Source organism: Ferrimicrobium sp., from assembly GCF_027364955.1.
GTDB lineage: Bacteria > Actinomycetota > Acidimicrobiia > Acidimicrobiales > Acidimicrobiaceae > Ferrimicrobium.
Genome location: NZ_DAHXOI010000023.1, coordinates 1 through 22315, shown reverse-complemented (window position 1 = coordinate 22315; position 22315 = coordinate 1). Strand labels below are relative to the sequence as shown.

Sequence of the window (22315 nt, the reverse complement as noted above, 5' to 3'; positions counted from 1 at the left end):
CTGAGTGGTACAACCGGAAGAGGCTTTCTCAGGCATCGATTATGTATTGCCGTTTGGCGTTCGAACAAGCCGCTACGCTACAGGCTGCATAGGTAAGCGGAGTTCAGTGTCCCATTTGGTGAGGAAGTCCAAAACTCAATCCCCAACAGAAGCTGACGCTCCATATTGTGCTTGTTGGCCCAGCGAGGTGAGATAGGTGCGAGCAAGGCACACCAGGCCTTCAGCGTCCAGGCAAGTGTTTCCAAGCAGGAGTGGAGCGGGCTGCGGAACGCCCGACAGCTACGATTGCAGAGGTTGACGCCTTGACTCAGGCGATGCCAGTGCGGTTGATGGCGCTAGTGCTCTTGGCGGCCTGGTGCGGACTACGTCGCGGCGAGCTTTTCGGACTCCGACGCAAAGACGTTGACCTAAAGCACGGGACCGTCCGCGTTGAAACCACTCGTCAACAGCTCTGAGATGGGTCGACAGTTGTCGGACCGCCAAAGTCACAGGCTGGACTCCGGACAGTTGCAGTGCCACCTCACATCACACTTGCGCTCGTAAAGCATTTGGATTGCTATGTCTCGCCGGAACCAGATGCATTACTACTCACAGGGGTCCAAGGTGGTCCACTACGTGTCCATGTTCTGCAGAAGTTCTGGGATCAAGCGCGTCGAAGCATCGGTAGGAGCGACCTACACCTCCATGGCCTCCGTCATTCAGGGAACACCTGGGCTGGGGCAACTGGTGCGAGCACGAGAGAACTGATGGCTCGAATGGGACATGCTTCGCCCAGGGCGGCTCTGATATACCAACACGCTGCTGAGGACAGAGATAGGGCGACAGCAGCTGCACTGTCGAGCCTTGTCGAATCTACGGAGGTTGTGCACATTGGGCGTAGCAGCCCACCATCCGACCAACAGAAGTAAACTGAACCACCGATTGAATCGGATAGTTGGCCTGACCAGCTATCCGAATCGAGTTTTCGACAAGGTTTGGCAGTTCGCATCTGATGCCGAGCCCGCGGCTCTGCTGTCCCTACTCTGTCCGTAAAAACGTATGCAATGTGGTCCAAATGTGGTCTGAGGATAGCCTTCAGAAGCGATATGAATTGGCTTGGCGTCTAAAACAACCACTGAACAGTCCTGTTGTCTGGAGCGGGCGACGGGAATCGAACCCGCGTTCTCAGCTTGGGAAGCTGATGTTCTGCCGCTGAACTACGCCCGCAATTTTGCGAATTCCCCAAACTACCCCCAAATGGACGTCGGTAGGGTCAATCGCTAAGGGTTAGTGTAATTGGAGTATGATTTTGTCCGATCGATCCATCATCGCAGCTCTTGAGACCGAGCGGGTTCTTATTGACCCTCTGGCAGAGAACGCCATCCAACCTTCCTCCGTCGATCTACGAATTGGAAACAAATTCCGGGTCTTTCGAAACTATTCGAAAGGCCTCATCGATGTCCGTGAACCCCTCGACGATCTGACAGAGCTGCTCGAGGTCGATCAGGATGGAGCCTTGATGCTCCATCCAAATGAATTCGTCTTGGGCGCGACGGTTGAGCGAGTCTCCATTGGGCCCGACCTCGTCGGTCGACTGGAGGGCAAGTCATCACTCGGACGACTTGGGCTCCTTATCCACTCGACCGCTGGCTTCATCGATCCAGGCTTCTCGGGCACCATCACGCTAGAGCTCTCGAATGTAGCCAACCTACCCATCAAAATCTACCCAGGTATGAAGATCGGGCAGATCTCGTTCCTAGAGATGACGACTCCGGCCGATAATCCTTATGGATCGGATGGTTTGGCGAGTAAGTACCAAGGTCAGGATGGCCCCACGCCAAGCCGATATCAGCTCGACCTATAGTGCAGGCTTGTGATTGATGTTACCGACGGGTAATATAGTGATCAGCTTGGTAACGGTGCCGCTACGGCAACTAGAGGAGGAAGAATGGACGACCGTCTCATCGTCGGCCTAGTGATCATCGTGGTCTCGCTTGCACTGGTTGCACGGCGTGGACTGTACCTCTTTGGAGTGGTCCGCGCCGGGAAAAAGGTCGAGCGTGGGCGCACGACCGCCGAGCAAGGAGTCAAGGCGGAAGCTGTTGAGGTGCTCGGCCAGCGCAAGCTGCTGACGAAAACCGTCCCCGGTATCGCCCACTTCTTCACCTTCTGGGGTTTTACCACTCTCCTCGCCACCATCATCGAAGCGATTGGTCTGCTCTTTGACCGCCGTTTTGCAATCCCCCTCATTGGTCACGATAGCTGGTTGGGTTTCCTTGAGGACTTCTTTGCACTCGCCGTCTTAGTGGCGGTGTGTGTCTTTAGCGTCATTCGCATTCGTGAGGCCCCGGAACAGCGGCACCGCGACTCACGATTCTACGGTTCTCACACCAAGACCGCCTGGATCACGCTGGGCTGGATCGCCGCGGTCATCATCACGCTCCTGGCCTATCGGGCTTTCCAAGTCAACACCGGCGACTTTCCCTACTCGGACTTTGCCTTCATGTCTCACGTACTTTCGATCCCCTTCCGCCACATGGGCGCACACACCAACTACGTCCTTGAGTCCATCTTCCTCGTACTCAACATCGCCGTGATCTTCAGCTTCTTAATCTTCGTCGTCCACTCGAAGCATCTCCACATCTTCACCGCGCCGTTAAACGTCGCCTTTGCACGACGACCCATCGCCCTCGGCGCGCTGGCGACCACCCCTAACATGGATCCAGAGACGCTCTCTGAGGAGGACGTCTTCGGCGTTGGCACGATCGAGCAGACCACATGGAAGCAACGACTCGACCTGCTGGCCTGCACCGAGTGTGGTCGATGCCAAGAACAGTGTCCTGCCTGGGGAACCGGCAAACCCCTCTCTCCCAAACTGCTCATCATGAGTCTGCGGGAAAAGATGCTCTCAGGGTCCTCCTTGGACGACAACCTCGTCCCAGACGTGATCGATCCTGATGTACTTTGGTCTTGCACGACTTGTGGCGCGTGTGTACAAGCATGTCCGGTCGACATCGAACACGTTGACACGATCGTCGACATTCGCCGATATCAGGTGCTGATGGAGTCGAGTTTCCCTTCCGAGGCGAACTCAATGCTCAGAAACATCGAGAACCAGGGTGATCCATGGGGACTAGGAGCCAGTCATCGCGCTGACTGGATGCAGGGTCTCGATTTCGAGGTCCCTGTCGTCGCAGACACCATCGGTGCCGATACCGAGTATCTCTTCTGGGTCGGTTGTGCGGGCGCGCTCGACGAGCGGGCACAACGTGTCACCCGTTCCATTGCCACCCTGCTCCACAACGCAGGCGTGAACTTCGCCGTCCTTGGCCCGCGCGAAAGCTGCACCGGGGATCCCGCCAGACGGATCGGCAACGAGTATCTCTACCAGACCCAAGCGCAGGCCAACATCGAGACGCTCAATAGTGTCGGCGCTCGCAAGGTCATCGTCTCCTGCCCACATTGCTTCAACTCGATCGCCAATGAATACCCGGCACTTGGCGGGAACTACGAGGTCGTTCACCATTCCCAACTGTTGAGCCGCCTCATCGCCGATCAGAGAATTACCCCCACCAAACCAGTTGAGAAGAGCGTTACCTACCACGATCCGTGCTACCTTGGCCGTCACAATCATGTCTACGATGAGCCTCGTTCGGTGCTTGAAGCGATCCCTGGTGTCGAGTCCAAGGAGATGCATCGCTGTCGCGAGAAGGGGTTCTGCTGCGGCGCAGGAGGCGCTCGCATGTGGCTCGAAGAGAATATAGGGAAACGAATCAACCTCGAGCGCACCGATCAGGCCCTTGAGACAGGTGCAGATGTGGTCTCAACAGCCTGTCCATTTTGCATGATCATGCTCGATGATGCCATGAAGGCCCGCCAAGCCGAGGGTACCGCTGACCCGAGCAAGCAGGTCCTAGATGTCGCCCAGATCCTTACGAGTTCGCTTTAGCTCTTGGCCGCACTGGACTTAGCGAGGGGTTTGGTGATCGGGAGGCCATTGACCCCGACCACGTACCAGATTCCCCCCTTGCCTTCTGCGTTGATCTCGCCCGGCTTAGTATCGAGCCGATATCGATAGAGGGGCCGTCCTCCGTAAGAGACCTGTTCCCACGAGTTATTCGCGGTTAGGACACCAAGGTCCGCAGCCAGGATACCCGGCGCCGCCTGTGGAGCACCGTTGGTGAGCTCCGGAGGGAAGGCATCGAGGCAGATCTTAAAACACTTGCTGTCTCGGAACTCATCGCCCAACCTGACGTAGAGGGTATATCCGCTCTCGGTCGTCAGGATCTGCCCATACGCCGTGTTTCTCACACCAATCGTCGCGGGGTACTTTGGATCACCGTTGACGTAGTTATGGTAGCTTACCGGCCCATAGTCCGGGATCGGAAATCCTGCTCCGTCATAGGTCGACGCCGTCTTCGGTACAGTAAGACCACCACCGAGGAGCTTGGCCGTCGCGCTATTACCTGAACTCGATGCACCGGCCGGCCCATTCGTCGGCGGCAGCGACGCCCCAGCAGAAGCCGGCCCGTAATCTCCATTCGAAAAGTGACACGCCGAAAGCACGACCCCGAGCACACCGACCACTGCGACACCGCGCAACAACTTTCCCACAACCAACATGGCTACTAGGCTAAACCGGAGTGGTGGGGAATAAGCCCTCCGCAGTCACGACGGCGGAGTTCAGCACTCAGTAGACACCAAGGGAAAGCGAGTTAGGCCGGGTGACCGAGACGGTGATGATCGTGGTGGTGGGTCTCGTCATTGGCACGATCCCACAGCGCTGGCTTCGCATCCCTGAGCCCATCGTGCTCCTGGTGGTCGGTGCACTCATGCGATCCACACTTGGAGCCAACGCGAATGCGGCGAGCTTGAGCATCGTCGCCTACATCGGTCTCTTCGCACTGCTCTTTGGCGTTGGAGTAGAGCTCGCCGATCTCGGCCACCGCCCGCTCACGCCACGAGGATTGGGCTTAGCCTCAATCGGCGCAACCGTTTTGGGCGCTCTTGGCTTTGCCATGCTGGCTTGGCAGCGATCAGCCGGGTTAGCGGAACTTGCCCTCATCCTGAGCGCGATTCCCACGTCGGCGGGTATCGCGGCACGGCTGCTGCGACCCCATGGAACCGGTGAGGGCAGTGGTTATCCGATCATCATCTCCGCCGCCGTCGCCGACGACTTTTTTGGCATCGCTCTCTTGGTGCTCGCACCACTGTTTGCGGCCGGTGCTACCTTTGGCCTGACCGGTAGCCCAACCATCGCCTTGGCGGCCTCCCTCGTGATTGTGGGTGCCATGCTCCTCATACGGCCAAAGGCGAGTGCCTTGATCTTCACGAAAGTTGTGGTGCTCACCATCGGTGGGGTCATCAGTGGCGTCTCCGCTGCCTTGCTTGGCGTCTTCGATGGTCACGAAATCGCCGCTCACCTTGGGGCACCCGCCAGACGTTGGTTGCCCTTCCTGGAGCGACTACTACCAACCGTGTTCTTCATGGTCGCGGGCTACGACATCCGACTACCGCTGCTCGTTTATGCCAACGTTCTCCTATCCGCAAGCCTGATCCTGGTCGCGCTGCTCATCTCTCGTCTTGCCATTGGCGCCGCTACCCCAGGAGACCTCCACGTACGAATAGCTGTAGGGGCAGGCATGCTCGCCAGGGGCGAGGTCACCATCGCTATGGCCCTCGTCTTCTTGCAGTCAGGCGTCTTGTCCAACACCGACTACGCCATTCTCATGGCCGTCGTCCTCGGCTCGACGCTGCTCTCAGGACTTGCGCTACGACTCAATCGCCTAGGTCGGTGAACCCTTCGAGATCTCGCTCGCAGACGGCTTTTTGATCGCTACCTTCTCGCCAAAGTGGGAGAACTGAACGGTGGAGGTTACTGTTACCTTCGTGCTCGACGAGGTCACCAACTCCGTCTGGTTCACTTGAACAACCTGGCCTTTGTTATTGACATACGCGGTGAAGGTATCGCTCTTGAGGCCAGTTAACGAGGTCGCCATCGACGAAGTGAGCGCCTTCTTATGCGCCTTGAAGTCAGCGGCGGTAAAGACTCCCTGGTAACCGGTGGTCGACTGCCCCAGGACTTTGATACCTGCAACCTTCTTTACGCTCGGCGTGGCGCGCAGCAGCGAAGAGATCGAACCTGGCGATGATGCTGGGAATGGCTCCTTCTGCGCGTACCACTTCTTCTTGAAGTAGACCCACTCGGTCGTGCCGATACGTTCCACTCCAACCTTCTCGCTCTGGCTCTGGCCAGAGAGACTGACTGAACTTGTCAGGTTTGCCGAGGCGAGGTGGGCGTCGTAGTTCTGATCGCCACAACCCTGAAGCTGCGTGCTATCAGCGCCACTCGTGGCCTGGGTGACGAAACAGAAGTGAACCTCCTGGTTCGTTAACGTCGCCGCACCGGCACTCACCGGATTGCTCGTACTGGTCGAGCCGCAGGCTGCGAGTAAAAGTCCCCCTAGAGGGATCGCTAAAAGCAACTTCTTCAAGATATCGATTTCCTTCCCTGGCGGAACGTCAACAACAACGCCGCCAACCCTATTAAGAATGCCAAATAAACCCCGTAGGAGGGCCCATACGCCACCGGAACCTCAGTCGAGTGATACGATCCAGGTCCAATCGTCAGGTACAGCGCAGCCCCACCGAACATCAACGCCGCCCCGATCACCCTCCACGAACCAAGCGATATCCGAGGGGTGTGCCGAGTAAAGAACTCGCCATCTGAGGTGAGCACAAATGCGAGCAACAGCACTCCAAGCGCCGTCAGGAATCCCCAACTATGAAAGCCATCGGTCGTACCAGTGATGCTCAGAATCGCGTACGTATGCCAAGGAAGGAACAGGGTGATCGCGATAGCTACCACGCAGACCGAGAGGACTCGATCCTCAGTTCTCAACCTCTCCCAAATGACTCTCAAGTAGCATCCTCCGGAACGCCAGTCTAGCCGAGGTCGCCACGTTGCCAAGTTATGGCCGCATGGCAGCTCTCATGCTCCCCAGCCGACTCGCTCACCGCGCGTAAATGACACCAGTCGCTTGCTTGTGGTATAGTGGTTGTATAGTACAATTAGATACGGGGGGCGAGGACGTGGGGTTGTAGACCCAAGGACAGGAGGTACGATGAGAGAGCACGCGATCAAAGTTCTGATGGCCGCCTACCTTGCTCTCTTTGGCGCCCTTCTGGTCGATGGCATCATCTTGCCAACTTACGAAGTCAACGTCTACGGCATCAGTTACTACCTCGTTCACCTTGCGACCTTCTTCCCGCTGGCGATCGGCTTCTTGATCTGTATTTGGCTGGTCGTACACCTGGGCAACCACTTGCCTCGCGGGGTCCAACCGTTGGCTACCGTGAGGGCAGCTTTTTTTGCGATTGGGATCCTGATGGCCGGCGTCATGCTCACCCCCTACACCTGGAACACCTTTTTTAATTGGGCGCACATGACCTTTGGGGCTGCCCTCTTCTTGGTCCAGCTCGGCCTTTCCATCTGGATTACGCTGCGCTACGTCCATAGCTGGCTGAACTGGGCAATGATCGTCATCCAGTTTGTCGGTGGTCTCCTAGCGATGTTCTCACTGCCCGACAACGGCATCAACGTCTTGATGCCTGGCGAGGTGCTCTTTCAGTTTGGCTTTGCGATTCTGCTCATCTACTCACTCTCCGAGCTGTTGACCGGTTCTGCGTTCGGAGATGGACAGGCCCCAAGCACCACGCTGCGCCCTGCCATAGCGAGGACGACGAGTGAACGCCAGCACCGCATCGGCCAAGACCGTATCAACCAAGACCGTATCGGCCAGCACCAGGCCTGCAACTGATCAACCGGCGCGCATCACACAGTCCCGCAGCGTAGTCCATAGCGCCACCGGGTCGCCTATCCTTGCGCGATATCGGCGAAAAGCGCCCAGTTCTCCATAAAGGCGAGATGTACCGTTCCCACAGGGCCGCTGCGGTGCTTTGCGATGATAATCTCAGCGACACCACGGTCAGGGCTGTCCGGACGATACGCCTCATCTCGATAGATAAACATGACGATATCCGCGTCCTGCTCCAGCGAGTTATGCACGAGTGCACCGTTCGCGTAGAAACAGTGACTCTCGAGCACCTCGATATCAAAGACCAACTCCGGCGGTAACGGTGCAAGAGCAACGATCACCTTCGTTATCGTGGCCGCTCGCTCATCGAGAGCGATCACCCGATCGCCGACTTTCAGCGCCTTGACACGCACAAATCCTTGCGGGGTCGCGAGAGGATGATTGGTGGTGGCATCGAGGTGGGTGCCGTCATCGAACTCAATCCGGACCAGTGGTTTGACCCCAGTGGCAACCACTCGTTTGGCAACCGAATGCAACGGTTCGGCCCCTGGCGTCGCGGACAACAGCCCAAACTGCTGGGTGCCTTTGGCCCACAGCATCCCAATTGTCTCCGTGGTGCCGTCGTCTAGCTGAACGTGCGTATCCCAAGCCAGACAACCTGACTCCCGCAGATCGGCCAACAACGGCCGCTTATCCGAACGACTCTCCAAGTTACGAGAGAGCTGAGAGAGCGCAATCACCGGCACATCGAGCTCTCGAGCGAGAAGCTTAAGCCCTCGCGAGATCTCGGAGACCTCAACCTGACGTGACTCCACGTTCTTTCTGGACGACATGAGCTGGAGGTAGTCGATCATCACCAGTGAGAGCCCCTCATTAGCCTTCAGTCGACGCGATCGCGCGCGGATATCCAACACGGTGATATTGGGATCATCATCGATAAAGATCTTGCGCTCCGCCAAACGGCCCGCAGCGTGCGAGATACGGTCCCACTCACGCTCGACGAGGCGCCCGCTACGGATCTTCATCGAGTCGACTCTCGCTTCTCCCGCCAGCAGACGTTGGCCGATCTCGATGCGACTCATCTCGAGTGAGAAGATCAGCACCGGGTCCTCCGAGTTCTCCGCCACCTTCGAGGCCATCGATAGCGCAAAAGAGGTCTTTCCCATACCAGGGCGAGCACCTACGATGATCAGGTTCGACCGATGGAGCCCGGAGAGCTTCTCATCGAGATCCCTAAAGCCTGTGGAAGCCGTCTTGGTCTGGTTCCCACCTTGGGCGTAAAGCTCCTCAAGCTCTTCGAGCGCCTCCCACAGGACATCGCGGATGACCACCGCATTGTCGGTATTATTCCCTTTGGCGACATCAAAGATGCGTGCCTCTGCGTAGTCTACAATCTCCTGGACATCGTTAGGTGAGGCATAGGCCTGCTCAGCGATCTCGGTGGCCGCAGCGATGAGCCGTCGCAGGAGCGAGTAGTCACGCACAATCTGGGCGTAGCGTGCCGCGCTCGCAATGGCTGGCGTCGAGGCCTGTAGCAGCAACAGCTTCTCCGTCCCGCCTACCTGTTCGAGCACCCCTGAACGCTTGAGCTGATCCGAGACAGAGACCACATCGGTTGGATCCCCAGCGGTGTAGAGCTGCCATAGTGCAGCGAAGATATGATGCAGCGAAGGCTGAAAAAAATCATCTTCTTTGACAAGTTCGACCGCTTCGCTAATCGCATCACGCGAGAGCAGCATCGCCCCAACGAGCGAGTCCTCAGCCTCTACGCTATGTGGCGGTACCCGAGTCTCACTAATCGCTCTCGACTCACGCGCCGCCATGGAATGCTTCGTCTATGATTCGGCGATGACTTCGACGTTGATCGCCACTTCGACCTCAGGATGCAGCCGGATCGGAACGGAGAAGGTCCCCGTCGTCTTGATTGGCTCCGACATATTGACCTGATGACGATCGATGCTGACACCCGAGAGTTCCGTCACCTTCTCAGCGATCTCGCCGGTCGTGACGGACCCAAAAAGCTTACCATCTCGTGAGGATCGCTTCGCAACACTGATCTCGAGGGCTACCAGCTGCGACGCCAGCTCTGATGCAGCCTCAAGTTCGCGCTGATGCTTCTCGGCGGAGGCTTTGCGCATCGATTCTGCCTGTTGTGCTACCTTTGGTGTGGCCACCAGGGCCAACCCTTTGGGGAGCAGATAGTTGCGGGCGTACCCATCAGCGACCCTGACATGATCACCTCGTCGGCCGAGACCGGTGATTGGTTGACGGAGAATGAGCTCCATGCCTACTCCTCCTCCTCTTGCGACTCGTCCTCTTGGGTGTCATCATCAACATCGACAACGTCATCGACATCCTCATTACGGACACGACGGTCAGTGTTGCGGCCGCGGCCACCGCCGCCAGCACCGCGCTCCCGGTCGTTGGTCGGTCGGGCAAGATATGGTAATAAGGCCAATTCGCGCGCCACCTTGATGGCATTGGCCACCTCGGCCTGGTGCTGCGTACAGTTGCCGGTGACTCGACGCGCGCGAATCTTAGCGCGATCGCTGATGTAGCGACGGAGTAACTCCACGTCCTTATAGTCGATCCATTCAGTCTTGCTCAGACAAAAACTACATGGCTTTTTCTTAAATTTCTTGAGCGCATCAGCGGACTCCTTGCGGACCGGCCGCTTCTTCGTCGCGTTCTTACCCATTTTTAAAACGGCTCCTCATCGTAGTTAAAACTTCCAATCGACGGCTCAGGCACACTCGCTTGTGCCACGTTACGGCCACCACCGTCGCCAGCGCCTCCGGTACGCCGATCTGCCTTGGTCACCTGGGCGGTCGCCCACCGAAGCGAAGGACCAACCTCATCGGCTATGACCTGTATCTTGGATCGCTTGTCACCATCGGGGGTCTCCCATGTCCGCTGTTCAAGGCGGCCAGTGACAACGGCACGAGATCCCTTTTCGAGACTCTCGGCCACATTCTCAGCGAGTTCACGCCAGCAAACTACCTCAAAAAAGGAGGTGGACTCCTCCCAATCCTGCGTTTGCTGATTCATCCGACGCCGGTTGACGGCGATGGAAAATGTGGTCTGAGCCAAACCCTGCGACGTGAAACGAAGTTCTGGCTCCTTGGTGAGATTGCCAATCAAGGTAACAGTATTTCCGGCGGACATATTTTCTCCTGTCCTCGTGTCTTAGCGCGCTGCTCCTTTGAGGAGCGGCGCCTTTCCTGACTCTATCGCACGCTCGGGAAGGCGAACGATCTTGAAGCGGAGGACCTCATCAGCAATAGAGAGAACTCGATCGAGTTCCGTCACCGTCGCCGGTTCAGCTTGAAACCGGTGGAATGAATAGAATCCCTCAAGATGGTGAGCGATGGGATAGATGAGGGTCCGACGTCCCCACGTCGCCTTCTCGCCAATCGACCCACCAGCGGTCGTGATAATCGACTCGACTCGTTCAGTCACGCCATCACGAACCGCCTCCTCAAGCGAGGAGTCAGTAATCAGGGCTAGCTCATATGTTCTCAAAGGTACCTCCTATGGACCAGGCTCTTCACCAGGACTCCTCTGTCAGATGACAACACTGCCAAGTGACCACACCACCAAAGGATGGTGCAAGGAGCAGGAAAGCAATACAACGACCCCTACAACAGGAATCGATCGAAGACAGACTAGTGGTTCAGGTTCGGCTGCACTGCACCCTTGGCGCGCCGCTCGCCTATTTGGTTCGCTTGAACCTTCGTTCGATGAGGAAGTTCCAACGACAGGCCATACAGACCTCAACAATGCATACGTTAAGGTCGCTCACGCCGAGCATCGAGGAGTCGCTGAGCAGGCCACCCACCACTTGGCCACTGGCCGGCAGCCCTTTACCAAAGCCGTACGCAACGTGACGCAGTGCCTCTTGATCACAGACCGGACACGCGTCGCGCAAGACAACGCCAAAGCTCGCAGCAGCATCAAGAAGTTGTCTATCGGCATCACACACGTCAACACGACCAAGGCTCCCTCGTCGCAGATCGCCAAGGACACGTGCGCGCAGGAGCCGCAGATCCAGTGACGGACCATCGAAGCTTGACCGGCGAGACCTCTGTGGGTCGGCTTCTCCCATGGATCCACCATACCCCGATGGGCCCAACTCTAGTCATACGAATGAGGACAAGTCTTAACCTCGGTACCCACCAGGCGCACATCGCGGTAACGCTAGCCCATTGACCCGACGCTCACCAACAACCAGGAGACACCAATCGTATCGTTGGGCATGCTAGCCTTGGCACCCAAATGCATGCGTCTTTCCTGCAACGACACCGGACGGTTCTGCTCACAATGCTCGCCTTGGGCGCTCTTGCCCTCACCATCGGCACCGTCTTCGAGTTTCGCTTGCACGCGACGCTCCCACCGCTGAAGATCTCACTCAACCCGCCAACCATGCTGGTGGCAGCGGGCACTCAGCCCGAGTTCCACTGGCCAACCCAAGGGCAGGCCGCCGTGGCCATCCCTTCGCTGGCCGCGAATGCTCTCGCGTCAACCCCCAATCAACATCCGGTGCCCATTGCGAGCCTGGCAAAGTTGATGACCGCCTATCTCGTCTTAGAGCGCTATCCACTGGCCATCGGTTCGCAAGGACCGACCCTCACCATGACCTCCGCGGACGAGCAACAATACTACGATGACGTCGCCGAGGACCAGTCTTCGGTCGAGGTGACCGCCGGGGAACAGCTGAGCGAATATCAGCTGCTACAGGCGCTCCTCACACGTTCAGCCAACAACGTCGCCCAACTGCTCGCATCCTGGGTCGCTGGCTCTCAACGCTCCTTTGTGGCACAGATGAACCAAACCGCGACTCGCTTGGACCTCACCAACACCCACTTTGCTGACGCGAGTGGCTTCAACCCGGCAACCAAAGCCACCGCCCAAGCCGTCGCAACCATCGCCGCGATGGACATGCGCAACGCCGTCTTCGATCAGATCGTCGACGAGCATACGGTCACGCTGCCACTGGTTGGCACCCTGACCAACATTGTCGCCCGAATTGGCACAGCCAACGTGGTTGGCATCAAGTCGGGCTACACCATTTGGTCTGGCGGCTGTGCCGCTATCGCCACCGAGGAGCAGTCCCCCTCCGGCTCCTTCCCGGCGATCGCCGTCGTCCTCAACCAACAGGGGCCGGCCTCACTCCATCATGCAGCAAGCATCGCTGAGCAACTCGCAGATGAGGTTGGGGCGGGCGTTGTCCACATTGACGGGGTGAGGGCTCACCAACGGATTGGTTCCCTTCGCATTCCTTGGCTAGGGCGCGTGGGATCGTCCGTCGACCTCACCCTCACCCGCTCACTCAAAGTAGCCCTGTGGCCTGGGCAAGCGATCACCTATCATGCCCATCTCACCAGCGCGACCCATTTGATCGGCCGCCCTGCAGGGGCGGTCGCGGGCTATCTGGTGCTCAGCTGGCCGATGCATACCGAGCGCATTGCCATCGTCACCACTGGTGCGATACCCCCGCCGAGCCGTTGGTGGCGACTCCTACACGCCTAGACCGGCACGGGTAGAGGCGACGACTCCAACAGTGCCCGAACGAGCTACCGACGATGCCCCTTCCCGAGGAGTATGTTACTTTGAGGGTACATTTCGCCAGTACTGATTTGGCTAGCACCTAAAGGGTACGTGTCGCCTGGGGCACAAGGAACGTCACGAGGGGCCTAGCCACGCATCCGCCCATCCACACGCTGTCACCGACCTGGTCGAGACGGCACCAACGCCGGCTCACGTTACCAGTAGCGCGACGCCGTCAGGGTCAGACAAGACCGCGTTTGAGCGTCCTAACTTTTGCCAGGTGAAGCCGCTCAAGCGATCTGATCACATACCAGCCAAGGTCTACCTGGGGTGCGTGAAAGGCCAGTTTTGCCGCAGTAGGAAGCTCATGATGATTATTATGCAGCCCTTCGCCGAAGGTCAGGAGCGCAAGCCACTGATTATTTGTGGCCAAATTCTGGAAGGGCCTCTTGCCAAATCGATGGCCTATTGCATTCACCGCAGCACTCAAGGTGAGGTAAAGCACCAGATGGACAACAGAAATAACAACGGCTAACTCAACCCCAAAAAGCGCGACCAAGATCCCAACCCCGAGACCAAGACCCAGGTACGAGTGCGAAAATACATAACGATCCCAGCGATCAGGTTGGAGATCCTTGGTAACCCGCTCGATGGCTTCCCTATTTTTGGCGGCCCGCCGATAATAGAAGAGGTTAAGGAGCTGGATCTTCCAGTAGCTCTCAACGATCGGTGAGTGTGGGTCTCCAGCGACGTCCGTGTGCGCGTGATGGATCCGATGGACTCCAACCCACTCACGACGCTGAATCCCGGTCGTGAGCCACAACAACAGCCGGACTACGAACTCGACCGCTGGAGCTAGCTTAAGCGCCTTATGCGAGAGTGTCCGGTGTAAATAGAGCGTTGTCAAAAGGATCGAGAGCTGGGTAATAAAGAAGGCAAAGATGAGGGCAAATAGCACCCTGCTAAGCATACTTCTCTTGGCACGCTCATTCCGTCCTTAGAATGCGAATCCTTAGGAAATGCGTAGGTATCGGTTGCTATTTCCTTGGTAACTGCAATCATTTTCCCCCACTCCTTCTCTCCGAACACACGACGCGCTTTTAGCGACCGAACGAGGGCATTGATCAACCACGACCGCCACGCGAGCAGACACATCTGACAACGATCGCACGATCAGGACACCTCCTCGGTGCCTACACAACCTCCGGTGACGTTGGCTAGGTTGTACTGGAAAGAAAGAGGGCACTCCCGAACAAGAAAGTCCACAACATGACCAAGAACAACGAGGAGCCGACGCCAAGGGACCGAGCAGCCTGGTTTCTGTTGATCGCTCGGGCCCTACGCGAAGTGGGCTTTGGTGTGATTGCCATCATTCTGCCGCTCTACTGGCACGAACAACATATCTCGGCACTTGAGATTGGAGCCTTGTTCACCGTCGCGCTACTCGGGTCGTCATTGATCTCCCTCTTCATTGGTCGCTACGTCGACCACTTCGGCCGACGTCGGCTGCTCATGCTCAGTTCGTTCCTCTGGTTCGTCGCCGCTCCCTTCCTCCTGGTGACCAAGGAGCCGCTCCTCCTCGGCGTCATCATCATCCTGGGCAGTATCTCCCCAACCGGCAAGGAGGTCGGACTCTTCCTCGGTATCGAACAGGCGATGCTGTCGAAACTTGTCAAGGGGCATGCCCGCACGAAGACCTATGCCTGGTTCACCTTGGTTGGCTACACGGCCACCGCGGTTGGTGCGCTGATCGCCGCCCTCCTCGGCTTCGAACTAGGACACGCGTCAGAGATCTCAACTGGACTGTTTCGCGTCGTTGTCCTCGCCTATAGTGCAATCGCCCTGATCCAACTCATTCTCTATGCGGTGGTTCCGAATTCGGTGGAACAGATCCTCAACAACTCCGAGGCCGTGAACCCTCAACCCCGCCATCACCCCACAGCACAGGTCCGCAAGGTGGTCCGCACACTCACCGCCCTGTTCACCGTGGACGCCTTTGGAGGAGGTTTGATTGTGCAAGGGCTCCTCGTCTACTGGTTCCGTGTCAAGTTTGGCTTTGACCTCACCCAGATCGGGCTGCTCTTTTTTGGTACCAACCTCTTCTCCGCACTATCATCCTTGGTGGCCGCCTCAATCTCCAAACGGTTTGGACTCTTGAACACCATGGTCTTCACCCACTTACCCTCCAACATTCTCCTCGCACTGGTACCCTTTGCCCCGACAGGTCTCCTCGCCGCAGTGGTCCTGCTTGCACGTCACATGCTGTCGCAGATGGACGTCCCCACCCGCCAGGCCTATACGATGGCGATCGTCGATGCCGAGGATCGCGGGTACCTCGCCGCGACAACCAATGGCGCACGGAGTCTCGGAACGGGAGCGTCACCACTCATCGCGGGAGTCTTTCTCTCGAGTACCTCACTCTTTGCGTATCCCTTCGTCATAGCCGGCGGACTCAAAGCAGCCTACGATATCGTCATCTACAGCATCTTTCGCCGAGTTCCTACCCCCTACACCGAGACGCAATAGCTCCCCCAACTCACTCCTCCAACGTCCTCACGCTAGCGAGACACAGCCGTGATCGACAGAACGATGGGTCAGGGCGACTATGGGCAGGGCCAGGGAGCCAGGATACGCGTCGGCGACACGAACCACACCTCTCATAGAGCATCCCTCCCGCGCGGCCGACCGAGACCAACGCGGGCAACACTGGACTTACCGTTCGTACATCAACTCGATGAGATCGCGAGCTGACGGAAGCGCACCCATCGATGCGTCCTCACCAAGGACTCCCTCGGCCAAGGCGAGCTTGGATGCATGCAGTTCAGTGATCGTCTCTTCGATCGTCCCCCGCGCAATCAGCCGATACGAGGTCACTGGTCGACTCTGGCCGATACGATGTGCCCTGCCCATCGCCTGCTCCTCGACCGCAGGGTTCCACCACGGATCAGCGATGATCACGTAATCAGCCGCCGTGAGATTCAGGCCGACCCCGCCCGCCTTGATGCTGATGAGGAAGAAGTTCGCGTTTCCTGACTGGAAGCTTTCTACCTCGCGCGCCCGTTGACTTGCCGGCGTCGACCCATCGAGGTACTGATAACGTAGTCCCGCCGTATCAAAGGCCTGGCGGACGAGGGAGAGAAAGTCAACAAACTGCGAGAACACAAGCGCCTGATGTCCGTTATCTTGGATTTCACTCGCAAGCTCCAAGAGCGCCTCCACCTTCGAACCTACGGCACCAAAGGTGGGTTCTGCCAATCGTATATCACAGGCGGCCCGACGAAGTCGCGTGAGCTCTGCGAGGATATGGAAGCTGGCTTGGGCCTCGTTATGTTCAAGAGCCACCTCGGCGGCCTCGATCGCACGCAGGCGCATCGCCTCGTAGAAGTGTGCCTCATCTTCTCGCGGCTCTACCGTCAGCGTGAGTTCGGTTCTCGGCGGCAAATCGGTGAGTACATCGGTCTTCAAGCGCCGCAGCACGAAGGGGCCGACTATTTTTCGAAGCCGCCGCCGTGCATTTTGGTCCTTATCGCGCTCCACTGGCGTCACGAATCGTCTCCCAAACTGTGTAGGGGTCCCTAACAGCCCTGGGTTGAGGAAATTCACGATCGAATAGAGTTCGGTCAAATGGTTTTCAATCGGTGTACCCGACAGCGCCATCTTGAAGTCTGCATCGAGACCACTCAGCGCTTGCGTACGCTTTGCAGCGATGTTTTTAATCGCCTGGGCCTCATCGACGATGAGCGTCCTCCAGTGGCGCGAGGACAGTAGATCCTCGTCTTGGATCAACACGCTGTACGAGACGACGACGACATCGTGACCGCTCGCATCGGCAACCACCCTCGATCGATCTGCCCGAGCGAAGTTGATCGGGTTGAGCGTAGGGGCAAAACGCAACGTCTCGTTGATCCAGTTGTCCACCACCGAGGTCGGACAGACTACCAGCGTCGGGTCCCCGTCGCTTCGCACCCGTGCAAGCGCCACCGCCAGCGCCTGGAGCGTCTTGCCCAATCCCATGTCATCGGCGAGACACGCACCAAACCCTGCCTCAGCCAGACGAATCGCCCAGGCAAAACCCTCACGTTGGTAGGGTCGTAGTTCCGCTTCGAGGGTTGAAGGAACAACAGGAACCAACTTCTGGGCCAGGTGCAGCCGCTCGATCAGCTGCGCCGCACTCGTATCAAACGTCGCCGTGGCCCCATCGGTGAGCTCCTCAAGGGCACCGATTGCTAACTTGGAGGCTTTGATCTCCTTGCCAGAGCTGTCGGTAATTGCCGCGAGTTCAAGGACCCTCTCCTTTAACGATCCGGTTAAAGCGAGGTACTGACCCTCCTTAAGCGTCACGAACTTCGCACCACTGGTGGCAGCAGCCATCAGCTCTTTGAGCGCAAACACCTTCTCGTCGTCCAGCGCTATCCCACCCCTGACCGCCAACCAGTCCTTCTGACTCGACACCGCGACCCGTAGTGCACCTAGACCAGGCGAGAGCACCTGAATCGCCTTGCCCTTGGGCCAGTCAAGATCGAGCTCGTCAAGAAAAGCGTTGAGCGTCTCGAGCGCGTCAAGCGCCTCGTCTGCAGTAGGGAAGTCAATCTCATTCGCAATATCCCCGTGAGCGACCCCCAGTGCCTCAACGACTCTGCCGGCGAGCTCTGCCTCCCAATCGAGATCACGAGTCGTCGCCACCGTCTCTGCGTCGATCCTTGCGACTACTTTGGCACGCCCGACACCGGGGACCAATCTCGGCCCCTGCGGCCCGAGTGGCGCGGCCACAATACGCATGGTGATTCCCTCTCCCTGTGGTTTGAGTTCACAGCGCAGCTTCGAGGCCGTGTCGACCACTCGCCCCGTGACAACCTCGTCAGACTGGATCTCGAAGTGGGCGCTTAGAGCCGCTAACGTCGAGTCCATATCTCGAACAGCTTCACGAGGGACCTGAAAGCGCTTGCCCATCAGCTGAATCGCCTGCCGTTGGGCCTTCGAGAGCCGGATCACCACGAGCCGAGAGGGAGGCTCCACCATCACCCGTAAAATCTCTGCATCTGGGGCCCGACCCCAGCTTGTCGCGTTGGCTTGATCCACCAGATCGGCGAGCGACGGCGGTTCGACTCTCACCTCGAGTCCATCATCGGTGCGTGCCACCACTATTTCCGGGCGACCCTCCACGACCTCGATGAACCGATCCGGGTCGGTGTTCAAGACAACCCGAGGGTGTCCAATCAGGCTCATCATGGCCGCACCGAGATCCAGTTCATAACGACCGCCGCCACTGCCGGAGAGTTTGCGGATTGAACGCAGCACCCGAGCGTCTTCGCCAGGAAGCTCACTGTCAGATACCAAGCGTGCCAAGCTCACAGTCTTGGGCTTACCCCATCCACGGACTCCCTTAGTTTGAAGACACGGTTCGACGGAACGGAGATGTCCATTCCCAGTTTGGTTGATCATCCAAACATAACGACTTATACGCTCGGGCGCCTCCTCTCCAAGAGCACGGAGGGAGTCGAGCACCAGTTGCCAGTGGGGTTGGGGCGCACCGACAAAGAAGGGGGCAGCATCCTCTCCCCCGGTGGCATGCACAAAGGCCGTTGTAGTCAATTCGACTAATCGAACAAAGCCACAGGGTGCGAAGACCGCCAGCGCTCGATCGTGTGCACGCTGGAGATGTTCACCCGTTTTGGATCGTACCGACTCCAGTTCAGGTGCTAACCAGTTGATCAACAAGAGATCGGACAGTGCATCTAGACCACGGGAATACGGCTGGACAAAGACGTCGGGGTCGAGTCCCTCTCGTCCGAGCCGCACACGGATCGCATGTGCCCACTTACCAAAGAGAGAGAACCGGGGAGGGTTTTTCGAGTGAGAGCTGGCGATGCAGTACTTGAGAGCTCGTTCCAGATCGGCGGCAGTGCCGGAGGCTAGCAACGCCATTGGATACCAGAATTCCGTCACCGGATACAGTGGTGCAGAGCGGGTACGGGTCACCTTGGTATAGCCAGCCATGGCGCTAGCGTAGGTCTGGGCCCCCAATGCGTACTCCCCAGACCGGATCAGCTCCAAGGCATCGAAGAATGGAGTATACAATCCCAGTTCATCGCCGATATAGGATTGCACCTGATCAACCTGTCCTCGGAGGAAGAGCACTTGGGCCAGCGCCAAATGGAGCTGGGGGTCGACAAACTCCTGATCTAATAGGACTTGCACCATATCGATCACCGAGACGTCGAAGTCCCAGAGGTGACTTGCCAACGCTTGAGCGGCAACGAGCTCGCCCCACTCTGGTGCCAAGTTCTCAAAGAGGCGAGGATCGAAACGATCAAAGAACGCCTCCCGTAGCTCGTCAGCCTCCAGACCATGCATTGCGTACCGAGAGTGTTCATTGGCTGATCCGGGCCGCCGCATCGCGTTCAGACGAAGTCGACCGATGTCGAGATACCGATCCAATGCATAGGCGCGGTAACCGGCACTCCGTAGCACCCCAACGAGTTCCGAGTGATGAACCGTCTCGACCAGCTCAAAGTACAGATCGTTGCCGAGTTCGCCGGCGATTTTTGCATAGCCTGCCACACGGTCCGATAGCAGATAGCCAGCCACATCGAGCTCTATCCATGCGGCATCCGATTTGGTCTTGGTGATCGGGCCATCCACGATGCCAGCGCGGACCATCGAATCAAGCACCTCATAGCTCAGCTTTTTCGTCGTCAATCCCCACTGAAGTGCCATGGCCTTGGCCAGACTGGTTGCGGTATGCGATAACAGTTAAGACACCTCCTCGTTGGCGCGGCAGCTAGCCAGTTGGCCTTGTGTCCATGCTACCAAGCGCTATCGCGATCGCACCGTGGACGCCAGCGCGCCATCGCCGATACTCAAAGTTCAGACCTGCAACCACGTCCATGCGCGAGAACCCTCGATCAATCCGTGACCGGTCAGAGCGTCTATGGGCCTTCGCTCGGCTCGGGCTCGATGAGTGGCCCGCACCCAGACTGCTACAATGAAGCTAACATAGTTAGCGTTATGACTTCCACTCCTGACGTTGACCAGACACACGCAGTCCCTAAAGCGGCCCTCAGCCTTCCTCCCGTCTCGCGGGCAAAGCCAACTGCACTCCACGAACAGGTTGCCGCAGAGATACGGCGCGCCATCGCGGAGGGCGAGGCCAAACCTGGCCAGCGCATTCCACAGGCACGAGACTTAGCGGCCGAACTTGGCGTCAATCCCAATACCGTACTCCGAGCGCTGAGAATGCTACGCGATGAAGGACTCATTGAGATGGGTCGCGGACGTTCCATTAAAGTCGCAGGCACCCAAGAACGCTCCCTCGTGCTTACCCGCACAGTAGAACTCCTTGCGTTTGCCCGCAAACAGGGTTACGAGCGCGACGAGCTGATCGCAATGCTGAGCTCACTTGCCTAGCCACTGCGGTGCCAATCGATACTTAACCATGGAACGCCACGCAGGTTTACACGCGGGCGACACCCAAAGGGCCGACGGCCAAGGCTCCTCCGGCCTGCGTTTTACCTCCGGAAAGCTGGGTCACCATTCCAACTCATCGAGAACTTCGATAGCTTCCCATCAGCACGATAGCGGACCACCAACTCCGAAAACAAAACCCCGTGTTGTGTCTTCATCGGACGCGCGAGCACAACCGTACTCTGCGGGAACAACGACATCTTCGAGGCGAAGCAGCTCGGGTTACAGAGATTAATCGCAAAGTCCGTCGTCCCCGTGGCACCACCTCGATTCCACCGAATCCATCGGGTTTTGGTGAGCATGGTATTGCCGTCGGCACAGGAGATCACGAAGTTCTTCGGTTCCACCACCGCGACATCCTTGCAGTTCAAAACTGCAACGGACCGATCTGCCACTGGAGTCGCTACCAGGTGCTTTGCCGTCGGGTTGCGATGAAGGGCCTGTTCTTGTCCATAGACCCCATAGCCGACCATCGCCAACACGAGGACGAAGAAGCCCGCCCAGATCAGGCGCCTACGCCGTTGGCGCCGTCGGGCTTCACGAAACAGGAGCTCCTCACGACGGCGATCGTCCACTGCCACATCATGACTACCTGGTACTGAATCCGTCGAGACTGTCATGAAGCTAGTATAGCTGTCTTCACTATCGCCAACTAACGACCGTCGCCGTCACGCAACGCTGATCATTTACACGAGCGATCTGAACCAGCCACGCGGTATGAGGACGGACGTTGTCTCCAGCCAGCGACCACATCGAGGGATTGGCGGTGGAGGGATACAGCGGTGTCCGCCACGATCGCGCACGTATCGCCTCTTCGGTCCCCAAGAATGCTTTTCGACCCAGAGGGCTTTGGGTTCATGCGAATCACGCCAGGGGCTCTTGTATGTGGAGTGACCCACCAAGCCCTGCGAGGGAGAGCACCGGTCACCTGGACCCAACCGAGAGCTGCGGCCCCCTCACTCCACGCAAGGAGGCCCCTGAACGGCAAAACCCCTGTTTGCACCTCGTACTGGCTTGGAGAAAGCACCGAGCCATCACCACCGCGAGATAGGTCCTGACTCATGCCGCCTTCGAATCGCACGATGATGTAGTGTTGTCCTATCATCAAAGGAGGATTCGGATGGGATTTTTATCGCGAGCTTTGGTCCCAAGGAGCGTGCGGCGTGCAGCGCACCCAGTGCGCACCAGCAAGAATGCGCTGACCCCGCGAGCAATCAAACGTGCCCGCCGAACACTGCATCCGATCGACAACGCTACCTACGCCGTCACTCGCTCCCTCAACACAAAGAAGCGCCGTGTTCCAGCGACGATCTACCACCACGGCAATTGCAGCATCAACCATCGTTCCCGCGACGCGGCGCAGAGGTGCCACCGGAGTTATTGACCGCCAGTAGCATAGCTTTCGCCACCTTCGGGCGGCTTCGGTCGGACAGGGTAGCAACAGTTGACGTATAGATGTGCTATAGTTACATATAGTGAACTTGCGTGAGTGGGCACTGTCCCAAGGT

At 57.9% G+C, this 22315-nt stretch carries 18 protein-coding genes, 1 tRNA gene and 2 pseudogenes; 8 read left to right on the top strand and 13 right to left on the bottom strand.

Annotated features, from left to right (window positions below; all coding sequences use genetic code 11):
* Positions 1-251 precede the first annotated feature (251 nt).
* Positions 252-908, top strand: a pseudogene (locus M7Q83_RS14350) (site-specific integrase).
* A gap of 224 nt (positions 909-1132) precedes the next feature.
* Here M7Q83_RS14350 and M7Q83_RS11650 read toward each other — a convergent pair.
* A tRNA-Gly gene (locus M7Q83_RS11650) sits at positions 1133-1206 on the bottom strand.
* 76 nt (positions 1207-1282) lie between these two features.
* On the opposite strand from M7Q83_RS11650, the gene dcd reads away from it, so the two are divergent.
* Positions 1283-1843: a dCTP deaminase gene (dcd, locus tag M7Q83_RS11645; protein ID WP_298338928.1), complete on the top strand. Its 561-nt coding sequence runs from the start codon at positions 1283-1285 to the stop codon at positions 1841-1843.
* Positions 1844-1927: 84 nt separating this feature from the next.
* The gene (locus M7Q83_RS11640) at positions 1928-3928 is read left to right on the top strand and encodes a (Fe-S)-binding protein (protein WP_298338925.1); all 2001 of its coding nucleotides are present in this window, start codon (positions 1928-1930) and stop codon (positions 3926-3928) included.
* Here the strand turns inward: M7Q83_RS11640 and M7Q83_RS11635 are convergent.
* The gene (locus tag M7Q83_RS11635; RefSeq protein WP_298338922.1) at positions 3925-4602 is read right to left on the bottom strand and encodes a hypothetical protein; all 678 of its coding nucleotides are present in this window, start codon (positions 4600-4602) and stop codon (positions 3925-3927) included. The genes M7Q83_RS11640 and M7Q83_RS11635 overlap by 4 nt on opposite strands.
* A 101-nt stretch (positions 4603-4703) precedes the next feature.
* On the opposite strand from M7Q83_RS11635, the gene M7Q83_RS11630 reads away from it, so the two are divergent.
* The gene (locus tag M7Q83_RS11630) at positions 4704-5777 is read left to right on the top strand and encodes a cation:proton antiporter (protein WP_298338919.1); all 1074 of its coding nucleotides are present in this window, start codon (positions 4704-4706) and stop codon (positions 5775-5777) included.
* On the opposite strand, the gene M7Q83_RS11625 is transcribed toward M7Q83_RS11630, so the two are convergent.
* The gene (locus tag M7Q83_RS11625) at positions 5766-6473 is read right to left on the bottom strand and encodes a hypothetical protein (RefSeq protein ID WP_298338916.1); all 708 of its coding nucleotides are present in this window, start codon (positions 6471-6473) and stop codon (positions 5766-5768) included. The two genes, M7Q83_RS11630 and M7Q83_RS11625, sit on opposite strands and share 12 nt — an antisense overlap.
* Positions 6470-6901, bottom strand: coding sequence for a hypothetical protein (locus M7Q83_RS11620; RefSeq protein ID WP_298338914.1), 432 nt, complete (start codon positions 6899-6901; stop codon positions 6470-6472). Before M7Q83_RS11620 ends, M7Q83_RS11625 begins: the two co-directional genes overlap by 4 nt.
* Positions 6902-7103: 202 nt before the next feature.
* On the opposite strand from M7Q83_RS11620, the gene M7Q83_RS11615 reads away from it, so the two are divergent.
* Positions 7104-7799 (top strand): hypothetical protein, encoded by a 696-nt coding sequence (locus M7Q83_RS11615; protein ID WP_298338911.1) that lies wholly within the window; start codon positions 7104-7106, stop codon positions 7797-7799.
* A 56-nt stretch (positions 7800-7855) separates the two neighbouring features.
* Here M7Q83_RS11615 and dnaB read toward each other — a convergent pair whose 3' ends face one another.
* The 6 genes and pseudogenes from dnaB to M7Q83_RS11585 form a co-directional block, all read right to left on the bottom strand.
* Positions 7856-9619: a replicative DNA helicase gene (gene dnaB / locus M7Q83_RS11610; RefSeq protein ID WP_298338908.1), complete on the bottom strand. Its 1764-nt coding sequence runs from the start codon at positions 9617-9619 to the stop codon at positions 7856-7858.
* A 12-nt stretch (positions 9620-9631) separates the two neighbouring features.
* Positions 9632-10081 (bottom strand): 50S ribosomal protein L9, encoded by a 450-nt coding sequence (gene rplI / locus M7Q83_RS11605; protein WP_298338905.1) that lies wholly within the window; start codon positions 10079-10081, stop codon positions 9632-9634.
* A gap of 149 nt (positions 10082-10230) precedes the next feature.
* Positions 10231-10494: pseudogene (gene rpsR / locus M7Q83_RS11600) on the bottom strand (30S ribosomal protein S18); the annotation flags it as partial.
* Between the two features lie 2 nt (positions 10495-10496).
* A complete protein-coding gene (gene ssb / locus M7Q83_RS11595) occupies positions 10497-10961 on the bottom strand; it encodes a single-stranded DNA-binding protein (RefSeq protein WP_298338902.1) in 465 nt (154 codons plus the stop codon).
* Between the two features lie 21 nt (positions 10962-10982).
* Positions 10983-11318 carry a 30S ribosomal protein S6 gene (gene rpsF, locus M7Q83_RS11590; RefSeq protein ID WP_298338899.1) on the bottom strand — a complete coding sequence of 112 codons (336 nt, stop codon included), beginning with the start codon at positions 11316-11318 and terminating at the stop codon, positions 10983-10985.
* 190 nt (positions 11319-11508) lie between these two features.
* The gene (locus M7Q83_RS11585; RefSeq protein ID WP_298338896.1) at positions 11509-11901 is read right to left on the bottom strand and encodes a DUF5318 family protein; all 393 of its coding nucleotides are present in this window, start codon (positions 11899-11901) and stop codon (positions 11509-11511) included.
* Between the two features lie 170 nt (positions 11902-12071).
* Between M7Q83_RS11585 and M7Q83_RS11580 the strand changes: the two genes are divergently transcribed.
* Positions 12072-13325 (top strand): hypothetical protein, encoded by a 1254-nt coding sequence (locus M7Q83_RS11580; RefSeq protein ID WP_298338892.1) that lies wholly within the window; start codon positions 12072-12074, stop codon positions 13323-13325.
* Positions 13326-13584: 259 nt separating this feature from the next.
* On the opposite strand, the gene M7Q83_RS11575 is transcribed toward M7Q83_RS11580, so the two are convergent.
* Positions 13585-14301 (bottom strand): fatty acid desaturase, encoded by a 717-nt coding sequence (locus M7Q83_RS11575; protein WP_298338889.1) that lies wholly within the window; start codon positions 14299-14301, stop codon positions 13585-13587.
* A 311-nt stretch (positions 14302-14612) separates the two neighbouring features.
* Here M7Q83_RS11575 and M7Q83_RS11570 point away from each other — a divergent pair, with 311 nt between their 5' ends.
* Complete coding sequence (locus M7Q83_RS11570) at positions 14613-15869, top strand: MFS transporter (RefSeq protein ID WP_298338887.1); 1257 nt, start codon at positions 14613-14615, stop codon at positions 15867-15869.
* 186 nt (positions 15870-16055) lie between these two features.
* On the opposite strand, the gene M7Q83_RS11565 is transcribed toward M7Q83_RS11570, so the two are convergent.
* Complete coding sequence (locus M7Q83_RS11565; protein WP_298338884.1) at positions 16056-20060, bottom strand: DEAD/DEAH box helicase; 4005 nt, start codon at positions 20058-20060, stop codon at positions 16056-16058.
* A gap of 291 nt (positions 20061-20351) precedes the next feature.
* Here M7Q83_RS11565 and M7Q83_RS11560 point away from each other — a divergent pair, with 291 nt between their 5' ends.
* Positions 20352-20750 carry a GntR family transcriptional regulator gene (locus tag M7Q83_RS11560; protein ID WP_298338881.1) on the top strand — a complete coding sequence of 133 codons (399 nt, stop codon included), beginning with the start codon at positions 20352-20354 and terminating at the stop codon, positions 20748-20750.
* Between the two features lie 101 nt (positions 20751-20851).
* Here M7Q83_RS11560 and M7Q83_RS11555 read toward each other — a convergent pair whose 3' ends face one another.
* Complete coding sequence (locus tag M7Q83_RS11555; protein ID WP_298338877.1) at positions 20852-21427, bottom strand: hypothetical protein; 576 nt, start codon at positions 21425-21427, stop codon at positions 20852-20854.
* Positions 21428-22315 lie beyond the last annotated feature (888 nt).

Coding starts and splice junctions, on each gene's coding strand:
- dcd (WP_298338928.1), top strand. CDS start 1,283: ATGATTTTGTCCGATCGATCCATCATCGCAGCTCTTGAGACCGAGCGG.
- M7Q83_RS11640 (WP_298338925.1), top strand. CDS start 1,928: ATGGACGACCGTCTCATCGTCGGCCTAGTGATCATCGTGGTCTCGCTT.
- M7Q83_RS11635 (WP_298338922.1), bottom strand. CDS start 4,602: ATGTTGGTTGTGGGAAAGTTGTTGCGCGGTGTCGCAGTGGTCGGTGTG.
- M7Q83_RS11615 (WP_298338911.1), top strand. CDS start 7,104: ATGAGAGAGCACGCGATCAAAGTTCTGATGGCCGCCTACCTTGCTCTC.
- dnaB (WP_298338908.1), bottom strand. CDS start 9,619: ATGGCGGCGCGTGAGTCGAGAGCGATTAGTGAGACTCGGGTACCGCCA.
- rplI (WP_298338905.1), bottom strand. CDS start 10,081: ATGGAGCTCATTCTCCGTCAACCAATCACCGGTCTCGGCCGACGAGGT.
- ssb (WP_298338902.1), bottom strand. CDS start 10,961: ATGTCCGCCGGAAATACTGTTACCTTGATTGGCAATCTCACCAAGGAG.
- M7Q83_RS11585 (WP_298338896.1), bottom strand. CDS start 11,901: ATGGGAGAAGCCGACCCACAGAGGTCTCGCCGGTCAAGCTTCGATGGT.
- M7Q83_RS11580 (WP_298338892.1), top strand. CDS start 12,072: ATGCATGCGTCTTTCCTGCAACGACACCGGACGGTTCTGCTCACAATG.
- M7Q83_RS11570 (WP_298338887.1), top strand. CDS start 14,613: ATGACCAAGAACAACGAGGAGCCGACGCCAAGGGACCGAGCAGCCTGG.
- M7Q83_RS11565 (WP_298338884.1), bottom strand. CDS start 20,060: ATGGCACTTCAGTGGGGATTGACGACGAAAAAGCTGAGCTATGAGGTG.
- M7Q83_RS11560 (WP_298338881.1), top strand. CDS start 20,352: ATGACTTCCACTCCTGACGTTGACCAGACACACGCAGTCCCTAAAGCG.
- M7Q83_RS11555 (WP_298338877.1), bottom strand. CDS start 21,427: ATGACAGTCTCGACGGATTCAGTACCAGGTAGTCATGATGTGGCAGTG.